We start from the raw sequence: 23927 nt of genomic DNA on the forward strand, positions 1-23927 counted from the left end.
GCTTATGAATGTCCTGATCGTCGATGACGAACCCTTGGCGCGCGAGCGTCTGGCCCGTCTGGTGGGGCAACTGGACGGTTACACCGCCCTGGAGCCAACAGCCACCAACGGTGAGGAAGCCCTCGCTTTGGTCGAAAACCTCAAGCCTGACATCGTCCTGCTCGACATCCGCATGCCGGGTCTGGACGGTTTGCAGGTGGCCGCGCGACTCTGCGAGCGCGAATCGCCGCCCGCGGTGATCTTTGTGACCGCTCACGATGAATACGCGCTCGACGCCTTCCAGGTGAGTGCCGTTGGCTATCTGGTCAAGCCGGTGCGCCAGGAAGACCTGGCTGCCGCCTTGGGCAAGGCCCAGCGTCCGAACCGGATGCAGCTCGCCGCCCTGACCAAGCCGCTGGCCAGCGGTGGTCCGGGGCCGCGCAGCCATATCAGCGCCCGGACCCGCAAGGGTATCGAGCTGATTCCGCTGGACGACGTGGTTTACTTCATCGCCGACCACAAATACGTGACCCTGAGACACTCGGGTGGCGAGGTCCTGCTGGACGAACCACTCAAGGCTCTGGAAGACGAATTCGGCGAGCGCTTCGTACGTATCCACCGCAATGCGCTGGTCTCCCGCGAGCGCATCGAGCGTCTGCAGCGCACCCCTCTGGGCCACTTCCAGCTGTTCCTCAAGGGCATGAACGGCGATGCCCTGACCGTCAGCCGCCGCCATGTGGCCGGTGTGCGCCGCCTGATGCACAGCATCTGACGTCGCTTCCGGGTCGATGACTGGCGCGTAGCGGGGGAGGGGCGCCGGTCGACCTGCTATCATGGCCGGCAATCTGACGTGCCGGTAATGCCCATGCTCCGCGAAATCCGTATCGCCACGCGCCAGAGTGCCCTGGCACTGTGGCAAGCCGACTATGTGAAAGCCCGCCTCGAAGCGGCGCATCCGGGATTGCGGGTGAGCCTGCTGCCCATGACCAGTCGCGGCGACAAGCTGCTCGACGCGCCGCTGGCCAAGATCGGCGGCAAGGGTCTGTTCGTCAAGGAGCTGGAAAACGCCCTGCTCGACGGCAGCGCCGACATCGCCGTGCACTCCATGAAGGACGTGCCCATGGAATTTCCCGCGGGCCTTGGGCTATACGCCATCTGCGAGCGGGAAGACCCGCGCGACGCCTTCGTCTCCAATCGCTATGCGCGACTCGCCGATCTGCCCCAGGGCAGCGTGGTGGGTACCTCCAGCCTGAGACGCCAGGCCCAGTTGCTGGCCCTGCGGCCGGACCTAGAGATCCGCTTCCTGCGCGGTAACGTCAATACCCGCCTGGCCAAGCTTGACGCCGGCGACTATGACGCCATCATCCTGGCCGCCGCCGGCCTGATCCGCCTGGGCTTCGCCGAGCGCATCCGTGAATCCCTGACCGTCGAAGACAGCCTGCCCGCAGGTGGCCAGGGTGCCGTGGGCATCGAATGCCGGACCGACGATGCCGAGGTCCATGCCTTGCTCGAACCCCTGCACCATTTCGACACCGAGCGCCGAGTCGCTGCGGAACGCGCCCTGAATCGTCGCCTCAACGGTGGTTGCCAGGTGCCCATCGCCTGCTATGCCGTGCAGGAAGGCGAGCTGCTCTGGTTGCGTGGGCTGGTCGGCCAGCCCGATGGCAGCCTGCTGCTGCGCGCCGAAGCCCGTGGTCCCGTCAACGATCCGGCTGGTCTCGGTGTAGCCGTGGCCGAAGACCTGCTGGCCCAGGGCGCCCAGGGCATTCTCGACGCCGTTTACGGGGCCTCCGGCGCATCATGAGCGCCTGGCGACTGCTGCTGACCCGGCCGGCGGAGGAGAATCCACCCCTGGCCACCGCCCTGGCCGCGGCGGACATCGCCAGTGCCAGTCTACCGCTGCTGGAACTTCAGCCGCTGGCGGAAACCCCCGAGCAGCGCACCCTCTGGCTCGATCTGGACCGCTATGCCGCCGTGCTGGTGGTGAGCAAGCCGGCCGCTCGCCTGGGGCTCGCCGCCCTGGACCGCTACTGGCCGCAACCCCCGTTGCAGGCCTGGTTCGCCGTGGGCGCGGCCACTGCCGCCGTGCTCGAAGACTATGGACTGCAGGTGCATCATCCCCAGCGCGAAGACAGCGAAGGCCTGCTGGCGCTGCCGGCCTTGCAGGAAGCCCTGCAGCGCCCGGAACCCGAGGTGCTGCTCCTGCGCGGGGAGGGCGGCCGTGATCTGCTGGTCGAAACCCTCACCGCCCGCGGCGCGCGCGTCGAGGTACTCGAACTCTATCGCCGCCAATGCCCGGAGTACCCGGCAGGGCAGGTCCTAGAGACCCTGGCAGCGGAACGCCTGAATGCCATCATGGTCAGCAGTGGGCAGGGTTTCGCGCATCTGCAGGCCTGTGCGGGTGCGGACTGGCCCGCGGTGCGCCGTTATCCCCTGCTGGTACCCAGCGCTCGTGTGGCCGAACTGGCTCGCGCCAGCGGCTGCGAACTCATCATCGAGTGCCAGGGCGCCAGCGCCAGCGCCTTGATCACCGCGCTTGCCCATCACCATCCGGATTGACCCTACAAGGAATTCCCGTGAGCGAAACTCAAGCCCCCCGCGCCGACGACGTCTCTCCCGATCCAGTCGTGACTCCCGCCTCGCCGCCGCCGCCCCCCCCTCCGGCGGGTGCGCGCCGCAAGGGGTCGGGCAAGGCGTCCGGTCTGGCGCTGCTGGCCCTGCTGGTAGCCGCCGGTGGCCTGGGTGTCGGTGGCTGGAGCGTCTGGCAACTGCAGCAGGTGCGGCAGGCCGAGCAGGGCCAGGCCGCCCAGGCCGAAGATCTGCGCAGCCAGCTGCGCCAGCTGGAAATGCGCAACCAGGCCTTGAGTGCCGATCTGGGGCGTCTGCCTTCGGCCAACGAGCTGGAAGAGCGTCGCCGTCAGTTGGGCGCGCTGCAGGGCGATCAGCAGCACCTCGCCGAGCAGTTCAAGGAGGTGGTCGGCCAGAGTCGCCAGGCCTGGCGCCTGACCGAAGCCGAGCACCTGCTGCGCATGGCCACCCTGCGCATGACCGCACTGCAGGACGTGCCCAGCGCCCAGAATCTGCTGCAGGGCGTCGATGACATCCTCAAGGCGCAAAACGATCCGGCCGCCTTCAACGCGCGCCAGCAGGTGGCCAATGCCCAGCAGACCCTGCGTCAGTTGCCTGATCTGGATCGTACCGGGCAGTTCGTCCAGTTGGCCTCGCTGCGCAACCAGGTGCAGAGCCTGGAGCCCCTGCCGCCGCGCTTCTCCACCACGGTGGCCGACCAGCCCGGCGTGGAAAAGGCCGCGGTCCCGCCGAGCAACGCCCTGCAGCAATGGTGGCAGGATTTCCGCCAGCGCATCTCCAGCTATTTCCGCATCGACTTTTCCGCCGACCAGCCGATCCGTCCGCTGCTGGCCGAGGAGTCCCTGGCCCAGGTGCGCCTGGCCATGAGCCTGGCACTAGAGCAGGCGCAGTGGGCCGTGCTCAACGGCAATCAGGAGGTCTATCGACTCGCCATCGAGCAGGCCGAAGATGTCCTCGCCGCGCACTTCAACAATCAGAATCCCGACAGCCGTGCGGTCAAGCTGCGCCTGCAGGAGCTGGCCGAGCGGCCGGTCACCTTCGAAGCGCCTGACCTGACGCCGGCCCTGACCGCGCTGCAGGCTTACATCGCGCAACGTCAGCAAATCCAGCCGAACAATGCCGCCGCCGGCGCGGCTCAGGAGAATCGCCCATGAAGCGCCTGTACCTGCTGTTCCTGTTCGCCCTGCTCGTCGGCCTGGGCGTTGCCGTGGTGCTGGCCAAGGAGCCGGGCTACGTGCTGCTGTCCTACAGCAACTTCCGCTACGAATCGAGTCTCTGGGCCTTTCTAGCCCTGCTGGTGGCGGTCTGGCTGGCGCTCTACATCCTTAAGCTGGTGCTGGGCGCCCTGGGCCTGACCGGCAAGGTGCTCAACCCCTGGTCGCGGCACAACCGCCAACGCCGTCTGGAGCAGGCGCGCCACAAGGGCCAGCTGGAACTGGCCGAAGGCAACTGGAGCGGTGCGCTCAAGCACCTGAAGGGCGCTGCCGAGCACGCCGACCAGCCGCTGTTCGTGCTGCTGGGCGCGGCCCGCGCCGCTAATGAACTCGGCGACCTGGAAGAGCGCGATCGCCTGCTGCGCCAGGCCCGTGAGCGTGAGCCCCAGGCCGACCTGGCCATCGGCCTGCAGCAGGCTCGGCTGCAAATCGATCGTGGCCAGTACCTGGAAGCCCGCGACAGCCTGGCGCCGTTGCAGGCCAAGTATCCGAAGAATGGCGAGGTGCTGCTGCAACTGCAGCGCCTGCAGGTAACCCTGCGCGACTGGCCGGCGTTGATCGCCCTGTTGCCGCAGCTGCGCAAGCAGCAGGTCTTGCGGCCCCAGGAGCAGGACGACCTGGAACGCAAGGTCTGGATCGCCACCCTCGACGAGGTCCCCGCCCAGGGCGCGGAATCGGCGCTGGATGCCCAGTGGCAGCAGGTACCGACGGCGCTCAAGGGTGATGCCTCGGTGGTGCTGGCCTATGCCCGTCAGCTGCGTGCCATCGGCCGCGACGATCTGGCCGAAGAGGTCTTGCACATCACCCTCAATCGCCAGTGGGACGAGCGTCTGGTCGAACTCTATGGCCAATTGCGTCCCCGTGACGCCAGCCGGCCGCTGCACCACGCCGAAGTCTGGCTCAAGGATCGACCCCAGGATCCGGTGCTGCTGCTGGCCCTGGGGCGGCTGTGCATGAACAACCAGCTGTGGGGCAAGGCGCGGGAGTACCTGGAGCGCAGCCTGGCGCAGCGGCCGTCCGCCGTTACCGCCGGCGAACTGGCCCGGGTGGCCATCCAGCTTGGCGATGTGAACCGCAGCCAGCAGCTCCTGCAGAGTCAATGGCGCGAGTCGGATGCCACGTCGCTGCCGACCCCCAGGGTCTGACGGCGCGTCTCGTCTACCCGGGTCCTTGAAAGGTGCCCGGGCTTTCACTACCGTAACGTCCCAATTCCTTGCTGGAGACGGCGCGTCCGTGAATAGTCCCCGCTTCATCTTTCTGTTCATGGCCGCCACCTGTGCGGTGCTCATGGGTGTCGGTCTCTATCTTGAACACGTGGTCGGCCTCGAGCCCTGCCCGCTATGCGTCGTGCAGCGGATTTTCTTCATCCTGGTCGGGGTGGTGGCGCTGATCGCGGGCATCCAGGCGCCCGGCAAGCGTGGGCGGCGCATCTATGGCGTGGTCCTGCTGCTGCTGGCCGCGGCCGGCGCCGCCACCGCGGGTCGTCAGGTCTATCTGCAGACGGTACCGGCGGAAGAGCTGGCGGCTTGCCTGCCAAGCCTGGACTACATGATGCAGGCACTGCCCTTCCAGGAGATCATCCGCCTGGTGCTGCACGGCACCGCCGACTGCGCCGAGGTCAACTGGACGCTGTTCGGCCTGAGCATCCCGGAATGGAGCCTGCTGGCCTTCGTGGTGCTCATGGCCTTGAGCCTGATCAAGATCTTCCGCCGTCGCTAGTGTGGTGTTTCTGAAGTTCGCGCAAGAGTTGGCGAGTGATTTTTGTTCGGTTCGGCGCCCCGAATGGACTAGGCGCCGGGACGAGTCATAGCAGGGCTATGGCGAGGAGTGGCAAAGACGTCCAAGGCGGTCCGCCGCTGCGGAGAAAAAGCGCCGCCAAAATTGTGGAGGTAACTTCTGAAACACCACACCAAGCCTTTCTCCGAGCAACGGCACTCGCCTGGCGGGACGATGTCGGTATAGTTCCTGATAACAGCCGGGTGCCTGCGCCCGGATCGTTTCGCCCGCATAGAGAGCTGCCGTCATGCTAGAAACCTGCCGCAATGCCCAGGAACGCTGGGGTGGGGTCCACCAGCTGATCGACCGCTGGCTGATTGCCCGCCGCGAGCTGGTGACCGCTTATGAAACCCTGGACATGGAGCCCCTGCTGGCACCGGTACGCGAGGTGAGCGAACTGGAGCGACTCTGCGACATGCTGGTCGACTACATGTCCACCGCGCATTTCGAGATCTACGAGCAACTGGTGGCCGAAGCCCGGGAATTCCAGGACGAGCGCGCCATCGAGTTCGCCGACAGCGTCTATCCGCGCCTGCAGGCCCTGACCGACGCCGCGCTGAACTTCAACGACAGATTCGAGCGCGGGGCCTATCGGGACCCGGGTCTGCTGACCATCGAACTCAAGCTGTTGGGTGAAACCCTGCGCGAGCGCTTCGAGCTGGAAGACTGCCTGATCGAGGTGCTGCACACCTCGCACCAGCAACCGCGGCTGGCGTCAGTCTAGACCCGGATCGCTCGTGCCGCCTCGGCCAGCAGGTTGAGGTCCGCTGGCACTGCCTCGCGCGGTGCCAGTGCATGCAGCCAGCCCCTTGAGTCCTGCGCATCGCGGCACGGCCAATGTCCGGCCAGTCGCGCCAGGCGGGCGAGCTGTTCACGCTCCGCGGCCAATTCCAATCCCTTGAGCTGTTCGCGCAGCGCCGCCAGGCGTTCGTCGGCGCCGGACGGCGCCTTCCAGGCCTGCCGCAACTGGCGCAGGGGGCGCACCACCGCGTCCTGCCAGTGCTGCGAGGCGCGCTGCAGCCGGGTCAGCCCCTCGGCATCCAGGGCGCAGGCGCGCCGATCCAGCCAGAGCGCCGTCAGCACCAGGCAGACATCGGCGCCAGCCTCCTGCAGACGCAAACAGGCGCCTTCCACGCCGGGCCGGGCGTATACTGCCAACGCGAATTCCCACAGGTCCTCTTGCATGTCCGCCTCCCCATTCGTGGGTGGTGGAGCTGCTACACTCCGCCGCCATGATCCGACTACAGAACCTTACTCTACAGCGTGGTCCCCAGCGTCTGCTCGAAAGCGCTGAGCTGACCCTGCATCCCGGCCAGAAAGCCGGTCTGATCGGTGCCAATGGCGCCGGCAAATCCAGTCTGTTCGCCCTCCTGCGTGGGCAGCTCGGGGCCGACGCCGGTGACTGCCACATCCCGGCGGCCTGGCGCATCGCCCACATGCGCCAGGAGGTGGATACCCTGGAGCGGCTGGCGGTGGACTATGTGCTGGACGGCGACATCGACCTGCGCCGCATTCAGCGCGAGCTGGCGGCGGCCGAAGCCGCCCAGGACGGCAACGCCCTCGGCCGGCTGCATGCCGACTTCGAGGCCGCCGACGGCTATACCGCCGATGCCCGGGCGCGCAAGCTGCTGGCCGGTCTGGGCTTCACCGCCGCACAGATGGAGCGCCAGGTCGGCGACTTCTCCGGGGGCTGGCGGATGCGCCTGAACCTGGCCCAGGCGCTGATGTGCCCCTCGGACCTCCTGCTGCTGGACGAACCCACCAACCACCTGGATCTGGACGCCATCCTCTGGTTGGAAGACTGGCTCAAGGGCTATCCCGGCACCCTGATCCTGATCTCCCACGACCGCGACTTCCTCGATGCCGTGGTCGATCATGTGGTGCACCTGGACCAGCAGAAACTGGTGCTCTATCGCGGCGGCTATTCCAGCTTCGAGCGCACCCGCGCCGAACGCCTGGCGCAGCAGCAGCAGGCCTACGACAAGCAGCAGGCCCAGCGCGCCCACATGGAGAAGTACATCGCCCGCTTCAAGGCCCAGGCCACCAAGGCCCGTCAGGCGCAGAGCCGGATCAAGGCCCTGGAGCGCCTGGAAGAGCTGGCGCCGGCCCATGTCGACTCGCCCTTCGAGTTCGTCTTCCGCGAGGCAGACAAGCTGTCCAGCCCGCTGCTCGATCTGGCCGAGGGTCGGCTCGGCTACGGCGAGACCACCATCCTGCATCCGGTCAAGCTGCAACTGACGCCGGGCGCACGGATCGGTCTGCTCGGCCCCAATGGCGCCGGCAAGTCGACCCTGATCAAGACCCTGGCCGCGGAACTCGAGCCCCTCGGCGGCCGGCTGCAGCGTGGTGAGAACCTGGCCATCGGCTATTTCGCCCAGCATCAGCTCGATTCGCTGGACGCCAAGGCCAGTCCGCTGCTGCACCTGCAGCGCATCGCCCCCGGCGAGCGCGAGCAGAGCCTGCGCGACTTTCTCGGCGGCTTCGATTTCCGCGGGCCGCGCTGCGACGAAGCGGTGCTGAATTTCTCCGGTGGCGAGAAGGCGCGCCTGGCCCTGGCGCTGATCGCCTGGCAGAAGCCCAACCTGCTGCTGCTGGACGAACCCACCAACCACCTGGACCTGGACATGCGCCTGGCCCTGACCCTGGCCCTGCAGGAATTCGCCGGGGCGGTGCTGGTGGTCTCCCACGACCGTCACCTGCTCAAGAGCACCACCGACGAATTCCTGCTGGTGGCCGATGGCAAGGTGCAGGCCTTCGACGGTGATCTGGACGACTACAGCCGCTGGCTGGTGGATTTCCGCGCCCGTCAGGAGCCAGGCCTCGCCGCCGGCGAGGGCGCCGCGGTCGACAAGACCGATCGCAAGGCCCAGCGCCAGGCCGCTGCCGCCCTGCGCCAGCAGCTGGCGCCGCTGAAGAAGACCGCCGACAAGCTGGAAGCCGAACTCGGCAAGCTGCAGGAAAAACTCGCCGCCCTGGAAGCTCGGTTGGGTGACAGCGGCCTCTATGACGCGGCCCGCAAGGAGGAGCTGCGCCAGGCGCTGGCCGATCAGGCCGCCGCCAAGACCCGCGAGGCCGAACTGGAAGAGCAGTGGCTGGAGGCCCTGGAACGGCTGGAAAGCCTGCAAGCCGAACTCGAGGGGGCCTGATGATCGAGTGGCTGCACACCTGGCTACCGGGTTGGGGCGACTACCTGCTGGTGGCCGGTCAGGTCGCCCTGGTGCTGCTGATCGGCTACGTGCTGCAGCGCATCGTGGCCCGCACGGTCACCGGCCTGGGCGAGCGCTATCCGCTGCCGCCGCAGATCGTCCTGGGGCTGCGCGGGACCCTGCGCTGGTTGATCATGGGCAGCGCCATCCTTATGGCCCTGGAGCGCTTCGGGGTGTCCGCGGCGGTGCTCTGGACGGCCATCTCCGGTTTCGTCGCCGTGGCCGCGGTGGCCTTCTTCGCCATCTGGAGCGTGCTCTCCAACCTGTTCTGCGCAGTGCTGATCTTTACCGTCGGACCCTTCCGCCTGGGTGATCGCATCGAGGTGCTGGACTCCTCGGACAAGCCCGGCATCAAGGGCCGGGTGGTGGCCATCAACATGCTCTTCGTGACCTTGCAGGAACTGGACGACAACCAGGAGGGCGCCCTGGTGCAGATTCCCAACACCCAGTTCTTCCAGAAGTCGGTACGCCGCTGGCGCGATGCCGATGGCTCCTTCGATTTCCATCTCGACAGGTGAACCCATGAGTCTGCAGGTCTGGACCGGTTTCTTCATCGCCTGCTGGATGATCAGCCTCTCGCCAGGTGCAGGCGCCGTCGCCTCCATGAGCGCGGGCGTCAACCACGGTTTCCGGCGCGGCTACTGGACGGCGCTGGGCCTTCAGCTAGGGCTGGCCCTGCAGATCGCCGTGGTCGCCGTGGGCGTCGGCGCCTTGCTGGCGACCTCGCAGCTGGCCTTTACCCTGATCAAGTGGTTCGGCGTGGCCTATCTCGCCTACCTGGCCATCCGCCAATGGCGCGCCGCGCCGCTGGACCTGGGTGAGCAGGTGGTCGGCGAACGTCTGCCACCGCGGATCGGCGCCCTGGTCATGCGCGGCTTCCTGGTCAACGTGAGCAACCCCAAGGCGCTGATCTTCCTGCTCGCGGTATTGCCGCAATTCGTCGATCCCCACGCGCCCCTGGCTGCGCAGTATCTGCTCATCGGGGCGACCATGGTCACCGTCGACCTGATCGTCATGGCCGGCTACACCGGTCTGGCCGCCCGGGTGCTGACCCTGCTGCGCACGCCAAGACAGCAGCGCATCACCAACCGGGTATTCGCCAGCCTGTTCCTCGCCGCGGCTGCGCTGCTGTCCACGGTGCGCCGCGCCGCAGTCTGAAGCCGGGCGCTACCAGACCACCGACTGGCCCTGCCAGTCCCAGAAGCTGCCGGTCTCGGCCGGCGTTCGTGCGGCCAGCACCTCCAGCAGCCGTGCTGCCGCATAGGCTGGGGTGAACAGCTTGTCGGCCGGTACCCGGGCCTGGAAGGGGCGGGACAGCGCCGTGTCGGTGGTGCCAGGGTGCAGGGCCAGCACGCAACTCTGAGGGTTGAGCCGGGCGAGTTCGATGCTGGCGCAGCGCAGGCCCTGGTTGAGTGCGGCCTTGGCCATCCGATAGCCGTACCAGCCACCCAGATGATTGTCGCCGATGGAGCCGACCCGTGCCGACAGCGCCGCGATCTGACAGGGGTGCTGACCCTTGAGCAGCGGCGTCAACTGGCGGATCAGCAGCAGCGGTAGTACGGCATTGGCCAGATAGCTTTCCAGCAGGCCGGCCTGGTCTACCTGCGCCAGGCTCTTCTCGGCGCGCGCCCGCTCGCCCTGCAGCAGCCCAGAGGCGCACAGCAGCAGATCCAGGCGTGGCGTCTCGGCCGCCAGCCGGGCCGCCACGTCGGTTGCGGCCAACGGATCGAGGTCGAGCCGCCGCAGCCGCGGGCCATGTCGCCGTGCCAGTGCGGCCAGGGCTTCATGCGTCTCGGCGTGGCGCGCGCAGGCCCAGACCCGCGCGACGTCGTCGCGGGCCAGCAGCTGCTCGCACAGGGCCAGGCCAAGGCCGCCGGTGGCGCCATACACCAGCGCCTGGGCAGGTCGCTCCAGGCGTTGCCAGAAGGTCATGGGGAGCTCCAATCCGATCGCTATCCCTGTCCGACCGCACCGCTGCGCTGGGGTGCGTCGCCGCGGCGCGGTATCCTGGGCTTTTGCCGGAGAAATCCCTCGTGATCCTGTGGATCGATGCCGATGCCTGTCCACGCGCCGCCAAGGAGCTGGTCTGCAAATTCGCCCTCAAGCGCAAGCTGGAGGTGGTGCTGGTGGCCGGTCAGCCGCAGATCAAGCCGCCGTTCGCCTGCGTACGCCTGGTGGTGGTCCCCAGCGGACCGGATGCCGCCGACGACCACCTGGTCGAGCAGGCGCAGCCGGGTGACCTGGTGATCTGCAGCGACATCCCCCTGGCCGACCGGCTGGTGAAGAAGGGCGTGGTCGCCCTTGATCCGCGTGGCCAGGAATTCGATGAGCGCAACATGGGCCAGCGCCTGGCCATGCGCAACCTGATGACCGATCTACGCGACCAAGGGCAGATGGGTGGGGGCCAGGCCGGCTATGGTGAGCGTGATCGCCAGGCCTTCGCCAATGCCCTGGATCGGCTGATCACCCGCCTCCAGCGCAGCGCCGCGGGCTAGCTGCGATCTGCAGCCGGCTAGGCCGGCACGGACGCGATGGCGGATTGCTGCAGCCAGGTGCGCAAGTGCAGCAACGGCATGGGTCGCCCGAACAGGTAGCCCTGCATGAAGTTGCAGTCATTGGCCTGCAGGAACTGGCGTTGCTCGGCGGTTTCCACCCCTTCGGCGACGACATTGAGGCCCAGCTTGTGGGCCATGGCGATGATCGCCGCGGCGATGGCCATGTCGTTGCTCTGCTTGGGAATGGTGCGGACGAAGGCGCGATCCACCTTGAGCGAGTCCACGGGCAGCCGGCTCAGGTAGGCCAGGGACGAATAGCCGCTGCCGAAATCGTCGATGGACACCCGCACGCCCAGGGTACGGATTTCGTTGAGTACCTCAACGGCGACGTTGAGGCTGTGCATCAGCGCATTCTCGGTCACCTCGAGGATCAGTGCCGACGCCGGCAGATCCTCGGCCTGCAGCGTCCGGGCAATGGCTTGAGGCAGCAGCCGATCGCTCAGATTCAGCGCCGAGCAATTTACCGATACCCGTAGGGCCGCATGGCCTTCGCGATGCAGCTGGGCCAAATCGGCGCAAGCCTGGCGCATGACCCAGCCATCCAGGTCGGCGATCAAGCCGGTCTCCTCGGCGACGCGGACGAAGCGTTCGGGACTCAGCGGACCCAGCACCGGATGCTGCCAGCGGACCAGGGCCTCCAGGGCCACTGGGGCACCGGCGGGATCGACGATGGGCTGATAGGCCACATGCAGGCCGCCCTGGCTCAGGGCATGGCGCAGGTCCATCTCCAGGCTGAGCAGGTCGTCGGCATCGCGCTGGAGTTCGGTGGTGAATCTCTGGCTGCGATTGCGCCCGCTGCGCTTGCAATGGCCGACCGCAAGGCCCGCACTGCGCAGCAACTGGCCGGCATTGGCACCGTCCTGGGGATAGTGGGCGATACCCAGGCTGAAGGTCATGGCGATACGCTGTCCGGCCAGCTCGAAGGGCGGTCGCAACTGCTCCAGCAGGCGCATGGCCAAGGGCTGGCTATCGCCGCGCTGGCCGAGGGGCAGCAGCAGGCTGAATTCGTCACCGGCATAGCGGGCCAGTGGCAGATCGTTATCGAGGACCGCGCGGATCCGTTGCGCCATCTGGATCAGCAGTTCATCGCCCAGGGCATGGCCGAGGCTGTCGTTGATACGCTTGAAGTGGTCGATGTCCAGCATCAGCAGGGCGAACTGCTCACCGGTGCGGGCCTGGCCGATGGCCCGGTCGACGGTCTGGATGAAGCTGCCGCCGTTGAGCAGGTGGGTGAGGGGATCGTGCAGGGTGATCTGGTCGAGGGTGGTCGAGACCCGCTCCAGCCGCAGGCGCTGGGCATGGAAGCGTTCGCCGGCCCAGGCCGCGAGCAGGCCGACCATGATGATGAACAGGGTGCCGAGGGCGATGCCCATGCCCAGCTCCAGGTGCTGATTCACTTCCGCCAGGCCGTCGGGTTCGAAGCCGATGGGTACGGCCAGGGTCAGGGCGGCCATGCCGGTGAAGTGCATGGAGACGATGGCGAAGCCCAGGACCAGGCTGCCCAGCAGGCGCAGCCAGAAGGTCCTGATACCGGTCCTGCCACGCAGGCGGAAGGCCAGCAGCAGGGCGCCCAGGGAGGCGAGGCTGGCGATCATCACCGAGACCACCACCAGCAGCGGATCATAGAGCTGTACGGCAACCGATTGCATGGCCAGCATGCCGGTGTAGTGCATGGTCGCGATGCCCAGGCCGGCAGCCAGGGCGGCGAGCAGGTATTGAGGTGCGGTGAGGGATTCACGCCCGATCAGATGCATGACCGTGTAGGACACGGCGATGGCGATCAGCAACGAGGCCAGGGTCTGCCACGGCGCGTAGTGCACATGGATGCCGATCTTGAACGACAGCATGGCGAGGAAGTGCATCGACCAGATGCCGCCGCCCAGGGCGATGGCGCCGATCAGCTTGGCCAGCTCGCTGCCGCGACGGGAGCGGCTATTGGTCACCCAGTCGGCCATGGCCAGGGCGGTATAGCCAGCGGCGCTGGCGATCAGGTACGACAGGACCACGAGTACGCTTTCGTACTCGTTGGCAGCCAGGATCTGATGGCCGGGGGGAAGCAAGGTGGAGAAGTTCAGCATGCTCGATCGCCAGCTTGCCGCACGGGGCGTTGAAAGAGGTTGATGCTCAGGGCATCGGCAGCGCTGACCGAGCCTTTAATCCGGTTTCGATAGACGTACCGAGTAAAGAGCTGGCTGGCAATCAGGTCTTGGGCGTACGGCTGCGTCGCCACAGCCAGAGCAGCAGCCCGATGACTACCAGACCGCCCAGCACCATCAGTTCATAGCGCTTGAGATTGCCCAGCACGCCTTCGAGGACGGCACCGAAGTGGTAGGCGGCATAGCCTAGCACCGTGGCCCAGACAATGGCGCCGATGCCATTGAGGATCAGGTAGCGCGCCGGGGGATAACCCGACAGGCCGATCGCCACCGGCATCACCGTGCGCAGGCCATAGACGAAGCGAAAGCTGAGCACCCAGAGATCCGGGTGGCGCCGGATATGCGCCAGGGCCTTCTCGCCAGCGGCTTCCCATTTGGGTTTGCGCGCCAGCAGTTTGCGCCCGTGGCGTCGGCCGAGGAAATACCAGAGCTGATCGCCGGCGTAGCTGCCGCAGAAGGCGACCAGGATGACCGTCTGGATGTTCATGTAGTCGCGAAAGGCAAGAAAGCCGGCCAGCACCAGAATGGTTTCGCCCTCGAAAAAAGTACCGAGAAAAAGGGCGAAATAGCCGAAATCGTGGAGGAATTGCTGGAGCATTCGGCGCTACACGAGGTGGATAAGGATGGCGCAGCCTACCCCGGTTGGCGTCTGGAAAGAAAGTGTGACGAACTTCCGTCCGCCGGGTGCCAGACGGTCAGTCCGCGATTTCCATGCGACTCTGTGTCACGCCGGGTCCAGCCGGCGTCTGCCTTGGATAGCACCTATAGGCACACCATATTGTCATCCGTTGTTACCAATCGGTCATGATTGTGGCCTATAACCCCTCACACTGACCCGTGATCCGGGTCCGGGAGTCGATCGTGAGTTTTACCCCCATCAACCGTAGCTATCCTGCCACTCGCATGCGTCGTCAGCGCCGTGACGAGTTTTCCCGTCGCCTGATGCGCGAGCATGTGCTGACGGTGGATGACCTGATCCTGCCGGTCTTCGTGCTCGACGGTGAAGGCCGCCGCGAGGCGATCCCCTCGATGCCTGGCGTCGAGCGGCTGTCCATCGACCTGCTGCTGGAAGAGGCCGCCGAGCTGGTGGCGCTGGGGATTCCCGCGGTCGCGCTGTTCCCGGTCACGCCCACCGAGCGCAAGTCGCTGGACGGCGCCGAGGCCTACAACCCCGACGGTATCGCCCAGCGCGCCACCCGTGCCCTGCGCGAGCATTTCCCGGAACTGGGGGTGATCACCGACGTGGCCCTGGATCCCTTCACCACCCACGGCCAGGACGGCATCCTTGACGAGCGCGGCTACGTGCTCAACGACATCTCGGTCGAGGTGCTGGTCAAGCAGGCGCTGTCCCATGCCGCTGCCGGGGCCCAGGTGATCGCGCCCTCAGACATGATGGACGGTCGCATCGGCGCCATCCGTGCCGCCCTGGAAGACGCCGGTTATCACAACGTGCAGATCATGGCCTACTCGGCCAAGTACGCCAGTGCCTACTATGGGCCGTTCCGCGACGCCGTTGGCTCGGCCGCCAATCTGGGTAAGGGCAACAAGGCCACCTACCAGATGGATCCGGGCAACAGTGACGAGGCGCTGCACGAGATCGCCGGCGATCTGGCCGAGGGTGCCGACTCGGTGATGGTCAAGCCGGGCATGCCCTATCTGGACATCGTCCGCCGGGTCCGCGAGGAATTCCGCGTGCCGACCTTCGTGTACCAGGTGAGCGGCGAGTACGCCATGCACATGGCCGCGATCCAGAACGGCTGGCTGTCCGACGCCGTCATCCTCGAGTCGCTCTTGGCCTTCAAGCGTGCCGGGGCCAACGGCATCCTCACCTATTTCGCCAAGCGCGCCGCCCAACAACTTTGCCAGGGGCCTTCGCGTTCCTAAGGAGCTTCAATGAGTAGCCAGGATTTCGTCGAAACCGATCTGCAACAGTCCGTCGCCGCCGAGTCTCCAGAATCCACGGAAGAGACGCTGGCGCTGGACGCCGAGGTGCCGGCCCCCGCCGAATTGCCGGCCGTGCCTAGCGTGCCGGCGGCCAATGTGGATGACAGCAGCCTCTACATCCATCGCGAGTTGTCGCAGCTGCAGTTCAACATCCGGGTGCTGGAGCAGGCCCTCGACGAATCCTATCCGCTGCTCGAACGGCTCAAGTACCTGCTGATCTTTTCCAGCAACCTGGACGAGTTCTTCGAGATCCGCGTGGCGGGCCTGAAGAAGCAGATCACCTTCGCCCGTGAGCAGGCCGGCGCCGACGGCCTGCTGCCGCACCAGGCGCTGGCGCGCATCAGCGACATCGTCCACGGCCAGGTGGAGCGGCAGTACGCCATCCTCAATGACGTGCTGCTGCCGGCCCTGGCCGAGCAGCAGATCCGCTTCATCCGTCGGCGTTACTGGGACGTCAAGATCAAGGCCTGGGTGCGCAAGTTCTTCCGCGACGAGATCGCGCCCATCATCACCCCCATCGGCCTGGATCCGACCCACCCCTTCCCGCTGCTGGTGAACAAGAGCCTCAACTTCATCGTCGAGCTGGAGGGCATGGACGCCTTCGGCCGCGACTCGGGCCTGGCCATCATCCCGGCGCCGCGCCTGCTGCCGCGGATCATCCGGGTGCCGGAGGAAGTCGCCGGTCCCGGGGACAACTACGTCTTCCTGTCCTCGATGATCCACGCCCATGCCGACGATCTGTTCCCCGGCATGAAGGTCAAGGGCTGCTTCCAGTTCCGTCTGACCCGTAACGCCGATCTCTCGGTGGACACCGAGGATGTCGAAGACCTGGCCCGCGCCCTGCGCGGCGAGCTGTTCTCTCGGCGCTATGGCGATGCGGTACGGCTCGAGGTGGTGGACATCTGCCCGAAACACCTCACCGACTACCTGCTCAAGCAGTTCGGCCTGGGCGAAAACGAGCTGTACAAGGTCAACGGCCCGGTCAACCTGACCCGGCTGTTTTCCATCACCGGCCTGGACAGCCACCCGGAGCTGCAGAACGCCCCCTTCACCCCGACCATTCCCAAGCTGCTGCAGAAGAAGGACAACCTCTTCAACGTGCTGGGCAAGCTCGATGTGCTGCTGCTGCACCCCTTCGAGTCCTTTACCCCGGTGATCGACCTGATGCGCCAGGCGGCCAAGGACCCCAACGTCCTGGCGATCAAGCAGACGCTCTACCGCAGCGGCGCCAACTCCGAGATCGTCGACGCCCTGGTTGACGCGGCGCGTAGCGGCAAGGAGGTGACCGCGGTCATCGAATTGCGCGCGCGTTTCGACGAGGAATCCAACCTGCAGCTGGCCAGCCGCCTGCAGCAGGCCGGCGCCGTGGTCATCTATGGCGTGGTGGGCTTCAAGACCCACGCTAAGATGATGCTGATCCTGCGCCGCGAGAACGGCGAGCTGCGTCGCTATGCCCACCTGGGCACCGGCAACTACCACGCCGGTAACGCCAAGCTGTACACCGACTACAGCCTGCTGACCGCCGACGTGGCCCTCACCGAGGACGTGCACAAGCTGTTCAACCAGCTGATCGGCATGGGCAAGACCCTGCGCATGAAGAAGCTGCTGCACGCGCCCTTCACCCTGAAGAAGAACCTGCTGGAGATGATCAACCGCGAAGCCGTGGCGGCCAGCGAGGGGCGCCCGGCGCAGATCATGGCCAAGGTCAACGGCCTCACCGATCCCAAGGTCATCCGCGCCCTCTACAAGGCTAGCCAGGCCGGGGTGAAGATCGACCTGGTGGTGCGCGGCATGTGCTGCCTGCGTCCGGGCGTACCGGGCGTGTCCCACAACATCCAGGTGCGCTCCATCATCGGGCGCTTCCTGGAGCACAGCCGCATCTACTACTTCCTCAACGGCGGCGACGAGAAGCTCTATCTCTCCAGCGCCGACTGGATGGAGCGCAACCTCGACATGCGCGTCGAGACCTGTTTCCCGGTGGAAGGCAAGAAACTCATCAGCCGGGTCAAAAAGGAGCTGGAAGGCTACCTCACCGACAACACCCAGGCCTGGGTGCTGCAGGAAGACGGCAGCTACGTGCGGCAGTCGCCGACCGGCAACCAGAACGCCCGTAGCGTGCAGGCGACGCTGCTGGAGCGGCTGGCCAGTCCGGTGGTGAATACCCGCTGAGGGAGTTTCGGGCCCATGCCGCCATGGGCCCTGACCGTTCCGTAGGTTGGGCTGAGCGCCAGCGAAGCCCAACGTTGCGGTACTTCAGCTCGGCTTTATTGGTGCCATAGCTGCTTATCGAACTCTGCAGATTGCTCTTGTTTCGCCCACCCGGGCGAGTCACTTTTGCCAGTCGCAGCTGCGCGCCCCGGACAAAAGTAACCAAAAACGCTTGCCCCGGACATCCGGCCCTCCGCTGCGCCTCGGGTGACTCGCGTTGCTCGCCCTTCGGGCCAGCCTGCGGCTGTTACTTCGCTACGCTACGTTTCGCTCACCCCAGCGCCGTTCCGGGGTCGGCCTGCACGGGCCGTCCATGGCCCGTTAGGCCTCTCGCCGCATCCATGCGGCTCGACCCACTCCACGACGCTAGGGTTCGTCCTCCTGAACGGGGCGATTTCGCCAGCCTGAAAGTTTTGGTTGAAAAACCAGAGCCGACTAGTAGCGTGGACAACAGCCAAGTCTTGTCCACTGATGACGTCGGTATTCACCTGTGGAAAACGCTGCGCGGTTTTCCACGCTACGAATCCGCTCTAGTTCTCTCTGTAAACACTGTGGCCTCCGGCTGGCGCCCTGTCCCCGTCAGTGAGGCCGAGTTCCGGTGTCGTGGCGGGGGTTGCGAGGCAGGACGCCGAGCAAGGCGCGAGGGGCAGGAGGCCCCTTCGTGCCGTGCCCCCGCCACGGCGCCGGGACGAGGGGACCCGGAGCGCAGCGTAGGGCCGAACTGTTGGGGTGTGCTTTCTTTTGCTTACTTTTCTTTGCACAAGCAAAGAAAAGTAAGTCGCCGGCCAGGCGAAACAAGAGCCATCAACAAAACACGATAATCAGTTAGGGCGGTGAAAAGCCAACAGTTGGGCTTCGCTGGCGCTCAGCCCAACCTACGAAAAATCCCCTCAGCGCACGCTCAACCGATACCCCACCCGCTCCAGCCACTGGGCTTCCAGTTCGAAGTCGGCTTGGGTCAGGGGATTTTCCTCCAGCCAGCCGTCGGGGAACTGCACGTCCAGGCTGCGCTCGCCGGCGCTGAGCTGGACGTCCGGGATGCTCTTGTGGCGGATGTGGTGGAAGAGGATGGCGAAGCGCAGCAGCAGGGTCAGGCGCAGCAGCGGCTCGCCTTCCGGGCCGAGCTCCTGCAGGCGCTCCAAGGGGATGTTGCGGCGATGGCCGCGTACCAGCAGGGCCAGGGCCTGTTGATCGCGGCGGGAGAAGCCGGGCAGGTCCGAGTGCTCGATCAGGTAGGCACCGTGCTTGTGGTACTGGTAGTGGGCGATGTCCAGCCCCACGCCATGCAGGCGCGCCGCCCAGCGCAGCAGTTCGGCATGGTTCTCGTCGGTCAGGGCCCAGGCCTCGGCGACCTGTGCCAGGGACTTCAGGGCGCGCTTTTCCACCCGCTCAGCGTGGCGCTGATCGACGTGGTAGCGCTCGGCCAGGCCCTTGAGGGTGCGTTCGCGCACGTCCTCGTGGCTGTGCCGGCCGATCATGTCGTAAAGGACCCCTTCGCGCAGGGCGCCTTCGGAGAGGTGCATCTCCTGCAGTTCCAGGGCCTTGAACAGGGCTTCGAGGATGGCCAGGCCGCCGGGCAGGATGGCGCGCCGATCCGGCTTCACGCCGTCGATGTTGAGCAGGTTGATGTCGCCCTGCTTGAGCAGCTTGCGCTTGAGCCACTCGATGCCGTCCGGGGTGATCTCGCCAGTGCCGCGACCGGCGGCCTGGATCGCCAGAGCCACGGCGCGAATGGTGCCGGAGGCGCCAAGGGCCTGGTGCCAGCCCATCTCGCGCAGACCCTGGTCGATGTTCATCAATTCCAGACGCGCGGCGGTATAGGCACGGGCGTACTGGGCGGCGGTGATCTTGCCGTCGGCGAAGAAACGCTTGGTGAAGCTGACGCAGCCCATCTGCAGACTCTCGCGCTGCAGGGTTTCGAAGCGCTGGCCGATGATGAATTCGGTGCTGCCGCCACCGATATCGGTGACCAGGCGACGCCCGGGCACATCGGGCATGGAGTGGGACACGCCCAGGTAGATGAGACGCGCCTCTTCGCGACCGGAGATGACCTCGACCGCATGGCCGAGCACGGCTTCGGCGCGCTGGATGAATTCGGCGCGATTGCGTGCCTCGCGCAAGGCGTTGGTGCCCACCACCCGCACGGCGCCGCGCGGCATGCCGGCGATCAGCTGGGCGAAGCGGCGCAGGCAGTCTAGGCCACGCTGGATGGCCTCTTCGCTGAGCAGACGCGAGTCGTCCAGGCCGGCAGCCAGCTGGATCTTTTCGCCCAGCCGCTCAAGGATGCGGATCTCCCCGTGGAAATTGCGTGCCCGGACGATATGAAAGCTGTTCGAGCCCAAATCGATGGCGGCGATCAGTTCGTGGGGTTCGGCTGGCGAAGGCTGCATCTGGAGGCTCTCGGCGATAAACCGCGCCATCGTGCCAGCTAGCCGGTGACGGCTTCAAGCGCACAGCGGTGACGGTTGCGCAAAGTGGCAGAAAAAATGGGGTTTTTCGGCTCAGGAGGCCACTTGACCGATGAATTGGGCCAGTTCCGGGGTCTGCGGCTGGGCGAACAACGCCTGGGGATGGCCGCTTTCATGCACCTTGCCCTGATGCATGAACACCAGCTTGTCGCCCACCTCGCGGGCGAATCTCATCTCGTGGGTGACCATGATCAAGGTCATGCCTTCGCTGGCCAGTTGCTTGACCACCGCCAGCACCTCGTTGACCAGCTCAGGGTCCAGTGCCGAGGTGATCTCGTCGCACAGCAGCACCTTGGGCGACATGGCCAGGGCGCGGGCGATGGCCACCCGCTGCTGCTGGCCGCCGGACAGCCGATCCGGATAGCTGTCGAATTTTTCCGCCAGGCCGACCCGGTCGAGCATCTGTTGGGCCAGGGCGCGGGCCTCGTCCTTGCTCGTCTTCTTGACCACCTGGGGCGCCAGCATCACGTTCTCGCCCACCGTGAGATGCGGGAAGAGGTTGAACTGCTGGAAGACCATGCCGACCTTTTGCCGCAGGGAACGCAGATTGACCCGCGCGGCGTCCAGGTACTCGCCATCCACCTCGATGACGCCGTCGTTGATCGACTCCAGACCGTTCAGGGTGCGCAGCAGGGTGCTCTTGCCCGAGCCGCTCTTGCCGATGATGGCCACCACCTGGCCTTCCTCGACGGTCAGGTCGATGCCCTTGAGCACATGGTGATTGCCATAGTGTTTGTGCAGGGCGGTCACTCTAAGCAGCGGCATGCAGTCTCCTTTCCAGCCAGCGCGCGGCCAGCGACAGGGGGTAGCAGAGGAGGAAGTAGCCCAGGGCGGCGAGGCCGTAGACGGTGAAGGGCTGGTAGGTGGCATTGGCGAGCATGCCGCCGATCTTGGTCAGCTCGGTGAAGCCGATGATGGAGGTCACCGCGGTGCCCTTGACCACCTGTACCGAGAAGCCCACGGTGGGCGCCACGGCGATGCGCAGGGCCTGCGGCAGGATGACGTGGCGCAACTGCTCGAAGCGGGTCAGGGCCAGGCTTTCCGAGGCTTCCCACTGGCCATGGGGAATGGCCTCGACGCAGCCGCGCCAGATCTCGGCGAGGTAGGCGCTGGTGAACAGGGTCAGGGCCACCCCGGCGGCCAGCCAGGCGGGAATCTCCAGCCCCAGCAGCGAGACGCCGAAGAACACCAGGAACAGCTGCATCAATAGTGGCGTGCCCTGGAACAGCTCGATGTGCAGGCGCGCCAGCGTGCGTGGCGTCCGCAGCGGCGACAGTCGTGCCCAGAGCACCAGCAGGCCGGCCAGACCGCCGCCGGCAAAGGCCGCCAGCGAGAGGACAAAGGTCCAGTACAGCCCGGTGCCCAGGTTGCGGACGATGTCCCAGAGGGTGAAGTCCATCAGCGGCCTCCCTGGATGAAGCGCCGACCGATCCAGTGCAGCAGCTGGCGTACGCCGATGGCCATGACTAGATAGAGCAGGGTGGTCAGCAGATAGGTTTCGAAGGCGCGGAAGTTGCGCGACTGGATGAAGTTGGCGGCAAAGGTCAGCTCCTCGGTGGAGATCTGCGAGCAGACCGCCGAACCCAGCATCACGATCACCACCTGGCTCGACAGCGCCGGCCAGACCTTGGCCAGGGCGGGCCTGAGGATCACGTGGCGAAAGGTCTCGGCGCGGGTCATGGCCAGGGCCGCGGCGGCTTCCAGCTGGCCCTTGGGTACCGCCTGGATGCCGGCACGGATGATCTCCGTGGAATAGGCGCCCAGATTGATCACCATGGCCAGTACCGCCGCCTGCCATTCGCTGATGTGCACCCCCAGCGAGGGCAGGCCGAAAAAGATGAAGAACAGCTGGATCAGAAAGGGCGTGTTGCGGATCAGCTCGACATAGACGCCGAACACCCGGTCGAAGGGCTTGAGCTGCCAGGCGCGGCAGACCGCGCCCAGGATGCCCAGGGCGATGCCCAGCGCCGCGCCGATGGCGGTCAGCTCCAGGGTGAAGAGGGCGCCCTTGAGCAGCAGGTCACCCTGCTGCAGGACCGGCTGGAAGTCGAACTGATAGGCCATGCCTTACATGTCCTTGGGCAGCGGCTGGCCCAGCCATTTCTCGGCCTGGCGATCCAGGCTGCCGTCGGCGCGAGCGGCGTCGATGATGCTGTCCAGCTTGGCCTTGAGTGCCGGTTCGTGCTTGGCCAGGCCGATGTAGTTGGGCGAATTCTTCAGGGTGAGCTTCATTTCCGGCGCGCGCTCGGGCTTCTTCTCGGCGATGGAGGCCATCACCGAGCTGCCGCTGGCGATGAATTCGGTCTGGCCGGCGAGATAGGCAGCGATGGTGGCGTTGTTGTCCTCGAATCTCTTGATCACCGCCTCCTTGGGCGCCACCTTGCTCAGCTCCATGTCCTCGATGCCACCGCGGGTCACGGCGATGGTCTTGCCAGCCAGCTCCTCGGGCGTGCTCAGGCCGCTGCCCTTGGCGCCGAAGACGCCGAGAAAGAAGGGCGCATACGGCTTGGTGAAGTCGATGACCTGTTCGCGCTCGGGATTCTTGCCCAGGCTGGAGATGACCATGTCCACCTTGCCGGTGGTCAGGAAGGGGATGCGGTTGGTGCTGGTGACCGGGGTCAGCGCCAGCTTGACGCCCAGCTTGTCGGCGACCAACTGGGCGGTGTCGATGTCCAGGCCGCGGGGCTTGAGGTCGGGGCCCACGGTGCCGAAGGGCGGAAAGTCCTGGGGCACGGCGATGCGCACCGTGCCGCGCTGCTGGATATCGGCCAGCTGGTCGGCCTGGACGGGGGTGTGCAGGGCGGTCAGGCCCAAGGCGAGCAGGGAGAGGGCGGTCCAGCGCTTGAGCATGACGAGACTCCGGAAGCAGGATGGGTGGCTGTGCCCAGTGCATTTCATGTGCCAGTCCCTGGCCAGACGGGCGCGAGGGCCGTCAGACCTGAGGATTGGTCTTACTGGTCTGAACAGTTCGCTGGTGGCTAAGCAGACCTCTGCTTTGGGTGTGGGCCGCTTTGGTGCGCGCTTACCGCCCTGTGCTCCGCCATGGGGCCAGGCTTGAACTGGCGGGAAAATCGGCATAAAAGGCGAACTTCCGGACTGACTGGCCTGACCACCCCATGCCCTTCGCTGCCACCCGCGCCGTACCCCAATATGCCGTCGACGCCATTCGCCGGCTGATCGAGACCGAAGGCTATGCCCCCGGCGCGGCGCTCCCGGCGCAGCGTGAGCTGGCCGAGCGGCTGGGAGTGAGTCGCGCCTCCCTGCGCGAGGCGCTGTCCACCCTCAGTGCCCTGGGCCTGGTCAGCGTGCAGCCTGGACGTGGGGTCTATGTCCAGGAGACGGCGAGCACGGCGGACGGACACTGGCCCTTCGCTGGCGAGGTCGCCGCCGCCCATGTCTTCCAGCTGCGCTTTGCCCTCGAAGGCTTCGCGGCCGGTCTGGCCGCCGTTACCCTGGGCCCCGCCGACCTGGATCGCCTGGAGGTCAATCTCGCCGCCCTGCACCGGGCGCTGCGGGCCAATGAGCTGGAAGAAGCGGCCGCGCTGGACTTCGATTTCCATCGCCAGCTGCTGCTGGCCGCGGACAATCCGGCCATGCTGGCAGTGATCACCACCAGCCCCGAGCGCTTTCACGAAAGTCAGAAGCTGCCCTTCGTCCGGCCCGAGCGGGCACTGGAAACCTGGCAGGAACACCGGCGTATCCTTCGGGCCCTGAGTCGCCGCTCGCCGGCAGCGGCGCAAAAGGCCATGCGCGAACATATCCGCAATGCGGCGCTGCGCAGTGGAACCCCTTTCCCGGTGCCCGCTGTCTAACCAGCTGTCCATGATCGGCG

The 23927-nt window shown here is 66.2% G+C and carries 23 protein-coding genes; 14 read left to right on the forward strand and 9 right to left on the reverse strand.

All coding sequences use genetic code 11. The annotated features are described in order from the left end of the window. Positions 1-4 precede the first annotated feature (4 nt). From AX284_RS08660 to AX284_RS08690, 7 genes are all read left to right on the forward strand, one after another. Positions 5-751, forward strand: coding sequence for a LytR/AlgR family response regulator transcription factor (locus tag AX284_RS08660; protein WP_068384667.1), 747 nt, complete (start codon positions 5-7; stop codon positions 749-751). A gap of 93 nt (positions 752-844) precedes the next feature. Beyond that, positions 845-1783 (forward strand): hydroxymethylbilane synthase, encoded by a 939-nt coding sequence (gene hemC, locus AX284_RS08665; RefSeq protein ID WP_064307785.1) that lies wholly within the window; start codon positions 845-847, stop codon positions 1781-1783. Beyond that, on the forward strand, positions 1780-2538 hold the full coding sequence (locus AX284_RS08670; RefSeq protein WP_064307786.1) for a uroporphyrinogen-III synthase: 759 nt from the start codon (positions 1780-1782) through the stop codon (positions 2536-2538). Before hemC ends, AX284_RS08670 begins: the two co-directional genes overlap by 4 nt. A 17-nt stretch (positions 2539-2555) precedes the next feature. After that, entirely contained in the window at positions 2556-3722 is a 1167-nt protein-coding gene (locus tag AX284_RS08675; RefSeq protein ID WP_064307787.1) for a uroporphyrinogen-III C-methyltransferase, read from the forward strand. Next, positions 3719-4927 (forward strand): heme biosynthesis HemY N-terminal domain-containing protein, encoded by a 1209-nt coding sequence (locus tag AX284_RS08680; RefSeq protein WP_064307788.1) that lies wholly within the window; start codon positions 3719-3721, stop codon positions 4925-4927. Before AX284_RS08675 ends, AX284_RS08680 begins: the two co-directional genes overlap by 4 nt. 88 nt (positions 4928-5015) lie before the next feature. Then, positions 5016-5501, forward strand: a complete 486-nt coding sequence (locus AX284_RS08685) for a disulfide bond formation protein B (RefSeq protein ID WP_017639399.1) — start codon at positions 5016-5018, stop codon at positions 5499-5501. Positions 5502-5805: 304 nt separating this feature from the next. Next, a complete protein-coding gene (locus tag AX284_RS08690; RefSeq protein WP_017639400.1) occupies positions 5806-6282 on the forward strand; it encodes an Rsd/AlgQ family anti-sigma factor in 477 nt (158 codons plus the stop codon). On the opposite strand, the gene AX284_RS08695 is transcribed toward AX284_RS08690, so the two are convergent. After that, positions 6279-6743 (reverse strand): TIGR02444 family protein, encoded by a 465-nt coding sequence (locus AX284_RS08695; protein WP_068384669.1) that lies wholly within the window; start codon positions 6741-6743, stop codon positions 6279-6281. The genes AX284_RS08690 and AX284_RS08695 overlap by 4 nt on opposite strands. 47 nt (positions 6744-6790) lie before the next feature. On the opposite strand from AX284_RS08695, the gene AX284_RS08700 reads away from it, so the two are divergent. The 3 genes from AX284_RS08700 to AX284_RS08710 are packed head-to-tail and all read left to right on the forward strand — an operon-like array spanning position 6791 to position 9922. After that, positions 6791-8704, forward strand: coding sequence for an ATP-binding cassette domain-containing protein (locus AX284_RS08700; RefSeq protein ID WP_017639402.1), 1914 nt, complete (start codon positions 6791-6793; stop codon positions 8702-8704). Then, positions 8704-9282, forward strand: a complete 579-nt coding sequence (locus tag AX284_RS08705) for a mechanosensitive ion channel family protein (protein WP_064307790.1) — start codon at positions 8704-8706, stop codon at positions 9280-9282. The genes AX284_RS08700 and AX284_RS08705 overlap by 1 nt, the downstream gene beginning before the upstream one ends. Before the next feature lie 4 nt (positions 9283-9286). Continuing rightward, positions 9287-9922, forward strand: a complete 636-nt coding sequence (locus AX284_RS08710; protein WP_064307791.1) for a LysE family transporter — start codon at positions 9287-9289, stop codon at positions 9920-9922. Between the two features lie 9 nt (positions 9923-9931). Here the strand turns inward: AX284_RS08710 and AX284_RS08715 are convergent, their stop codons facing one another. Beyond that, the gene (locus tag AX284_RS08715; protein ID WP_064307792.1) at positions 9932-10696 is read right to left on the reverse strand and encodes an SDR family NAD(P)-dependent oxidoreductase; all 765 of its coding nucleotides are present in this window, start codon (positions 10694-10696) and stop codon (positions 9932-9934) included. Between the two features lie 101 nt (positions 10697-10797). Here AX284_RS08715 and AX284_RS08720 point away from each other — a divergent pair, with 101 nt between their 5' ends. Then, complete coding sequence (locus tag AX284_RS08720; RefSeq protein ID WP_064307793.1) at positions 10798-11259, forward strand: YaiI/YqxD family protein; 462 nt, start codon at positions 10798-10800, stop codon at positions 11257-11259. A gap of 17 nt (positions 11260-11276) precedes the next feature. Here the strand turns inward: AX284_RS08720 and AX284_RS08725 are convergent, their stop codons facing one another. Further along, entirely contained in the window at positions 11277-13397 is a 2121-nt protein-coding gene (locus AX284_RS08725) for a putative bifunctional diguanylate cyclase/phosphodiesterase (RefSeq protein ID WP_068384672.1), read from the reverse strand. Between the two features lie 121 nt (positions 13398-13518). Further along, positions 13519-14073, reverse strand: a complete 555-nt coding sequence (locus tag AX284_RS08730) for a DedA family protein (protein WP_017639408.1) — start codon at positions 14071-14073, stop codon at positions 13519-13521. A 263-nt stretch (positions 14074-14336) separates the two neighbouring features. On the opposite strand from AX284_RS08730, the gene hemB reads away from it, so the two are divergent. Next, a complete protein-coding gene (gene hemB, locus AX284_RS08735; RefSeq protein ID WP_017639409.1) occupies positions 14337-15359 on the forward strand; it encodes a porphobilinogen synthase in 1023 nt (340 codons plus the stop codon). A 9-nt stretch (positions 15360-15368) separates the two neighbouring features. Further along, the gene (ppk1, locus tag AX284_RS08740; RefSeq protein ID WP_068384676.1) at positions 15369-17588 is read left to right on the forward strand and encodes a polyphosphate kinase 1; all 2220 of its coding nucleotides are present in this window, start codon (positions 15369-15371) and stop codon (positions 17586-17588) included. A gap of 929 nt (positions 17589-18517) precedes the next feature. On the opposite strand, the gene ppx is transcribed toward ppk1, so the two are convergent. From ppx to AX284_RS08765, 5 genes are all read right to left on the reverse strand, one after another. After that, a complete protein-coding gene (gene ppx / locus AX284_RS08745) occupies positions 18518-20017 on the reverse strand; it encodes an exopolyphosphatase (protein WP_026083659.1) in 1500 nt (499 codons plus the stop codon). A gap of 111 nt (positions 20018-20128) precedes the next feature. Next, complete coding sequence (locus AX284_RS08750; RefSeq protein WP_064307795.1) at positions 20129-20860, reverse strand: amino acid ABC transporter ATP-binding protein; 732 nt, start codon at positions 20858-20860, stop codon at positions 20129-20131. Beyond that, positions 20847-21497 (reverse strand): amino acid ABC transporter permease, encoded by a 651-nt coding sequence (locus AX284_RS08755; protein ID WP_173148739.1) that lies wholly within the window; start codon positions 21495-21497, stop codon positions 20847-20849. Before AX284_RS08755 ends, AX284_RS08750 begins: the two co-directional genes overlap by 14 nt. Next, positions 21494-22159, reverse strand: coding sequence for an amino acid ABC transporter permease (locus AX284_RS08760; RefSeq protein WP_064307796.1), 666 nt, complete (start codon positions 22157-22159; stop codon positions 21494-21496). The genes AX284_RS08755 and AX284_RS08760 overlap by 4 nt, the downstream gene beginning before the upstream one ends. Positions 22160-22162: 3 nt before the next feature. Beyond that, positions 22163-22945: a transporter substrate-binding domain-containing protein gene (locus AX284_RS08765; protein WP_017639415.1), complete on the reverse strand. Its 783-nt coding sequence runs from the start codon at positions 22943-22945 to the stop codon at positions 22163-22165. A gap of 266 nt (positions 22946-23211) precedes the next feature. Between AX284_RS08765 and AX284_RS08770 the strand changes: the two genes are divergently transcribed. Then, complete coding sequence (locus AX284_RS08770) at positions 23212-23907, forward strand: FadR/GntR family transcriptional regulator (protein ID WP_017639416.1); 696 nt, start codon at positions 23212-23214, stop codon at positions 23905-23907. The last annotated feature ends 20 nt before the right edge of the window (positions 23908-23927 follow it).

The sequence above is a fragment of the Pseudomonas sp. HUK17 genome (assembly GCF_001566765.1).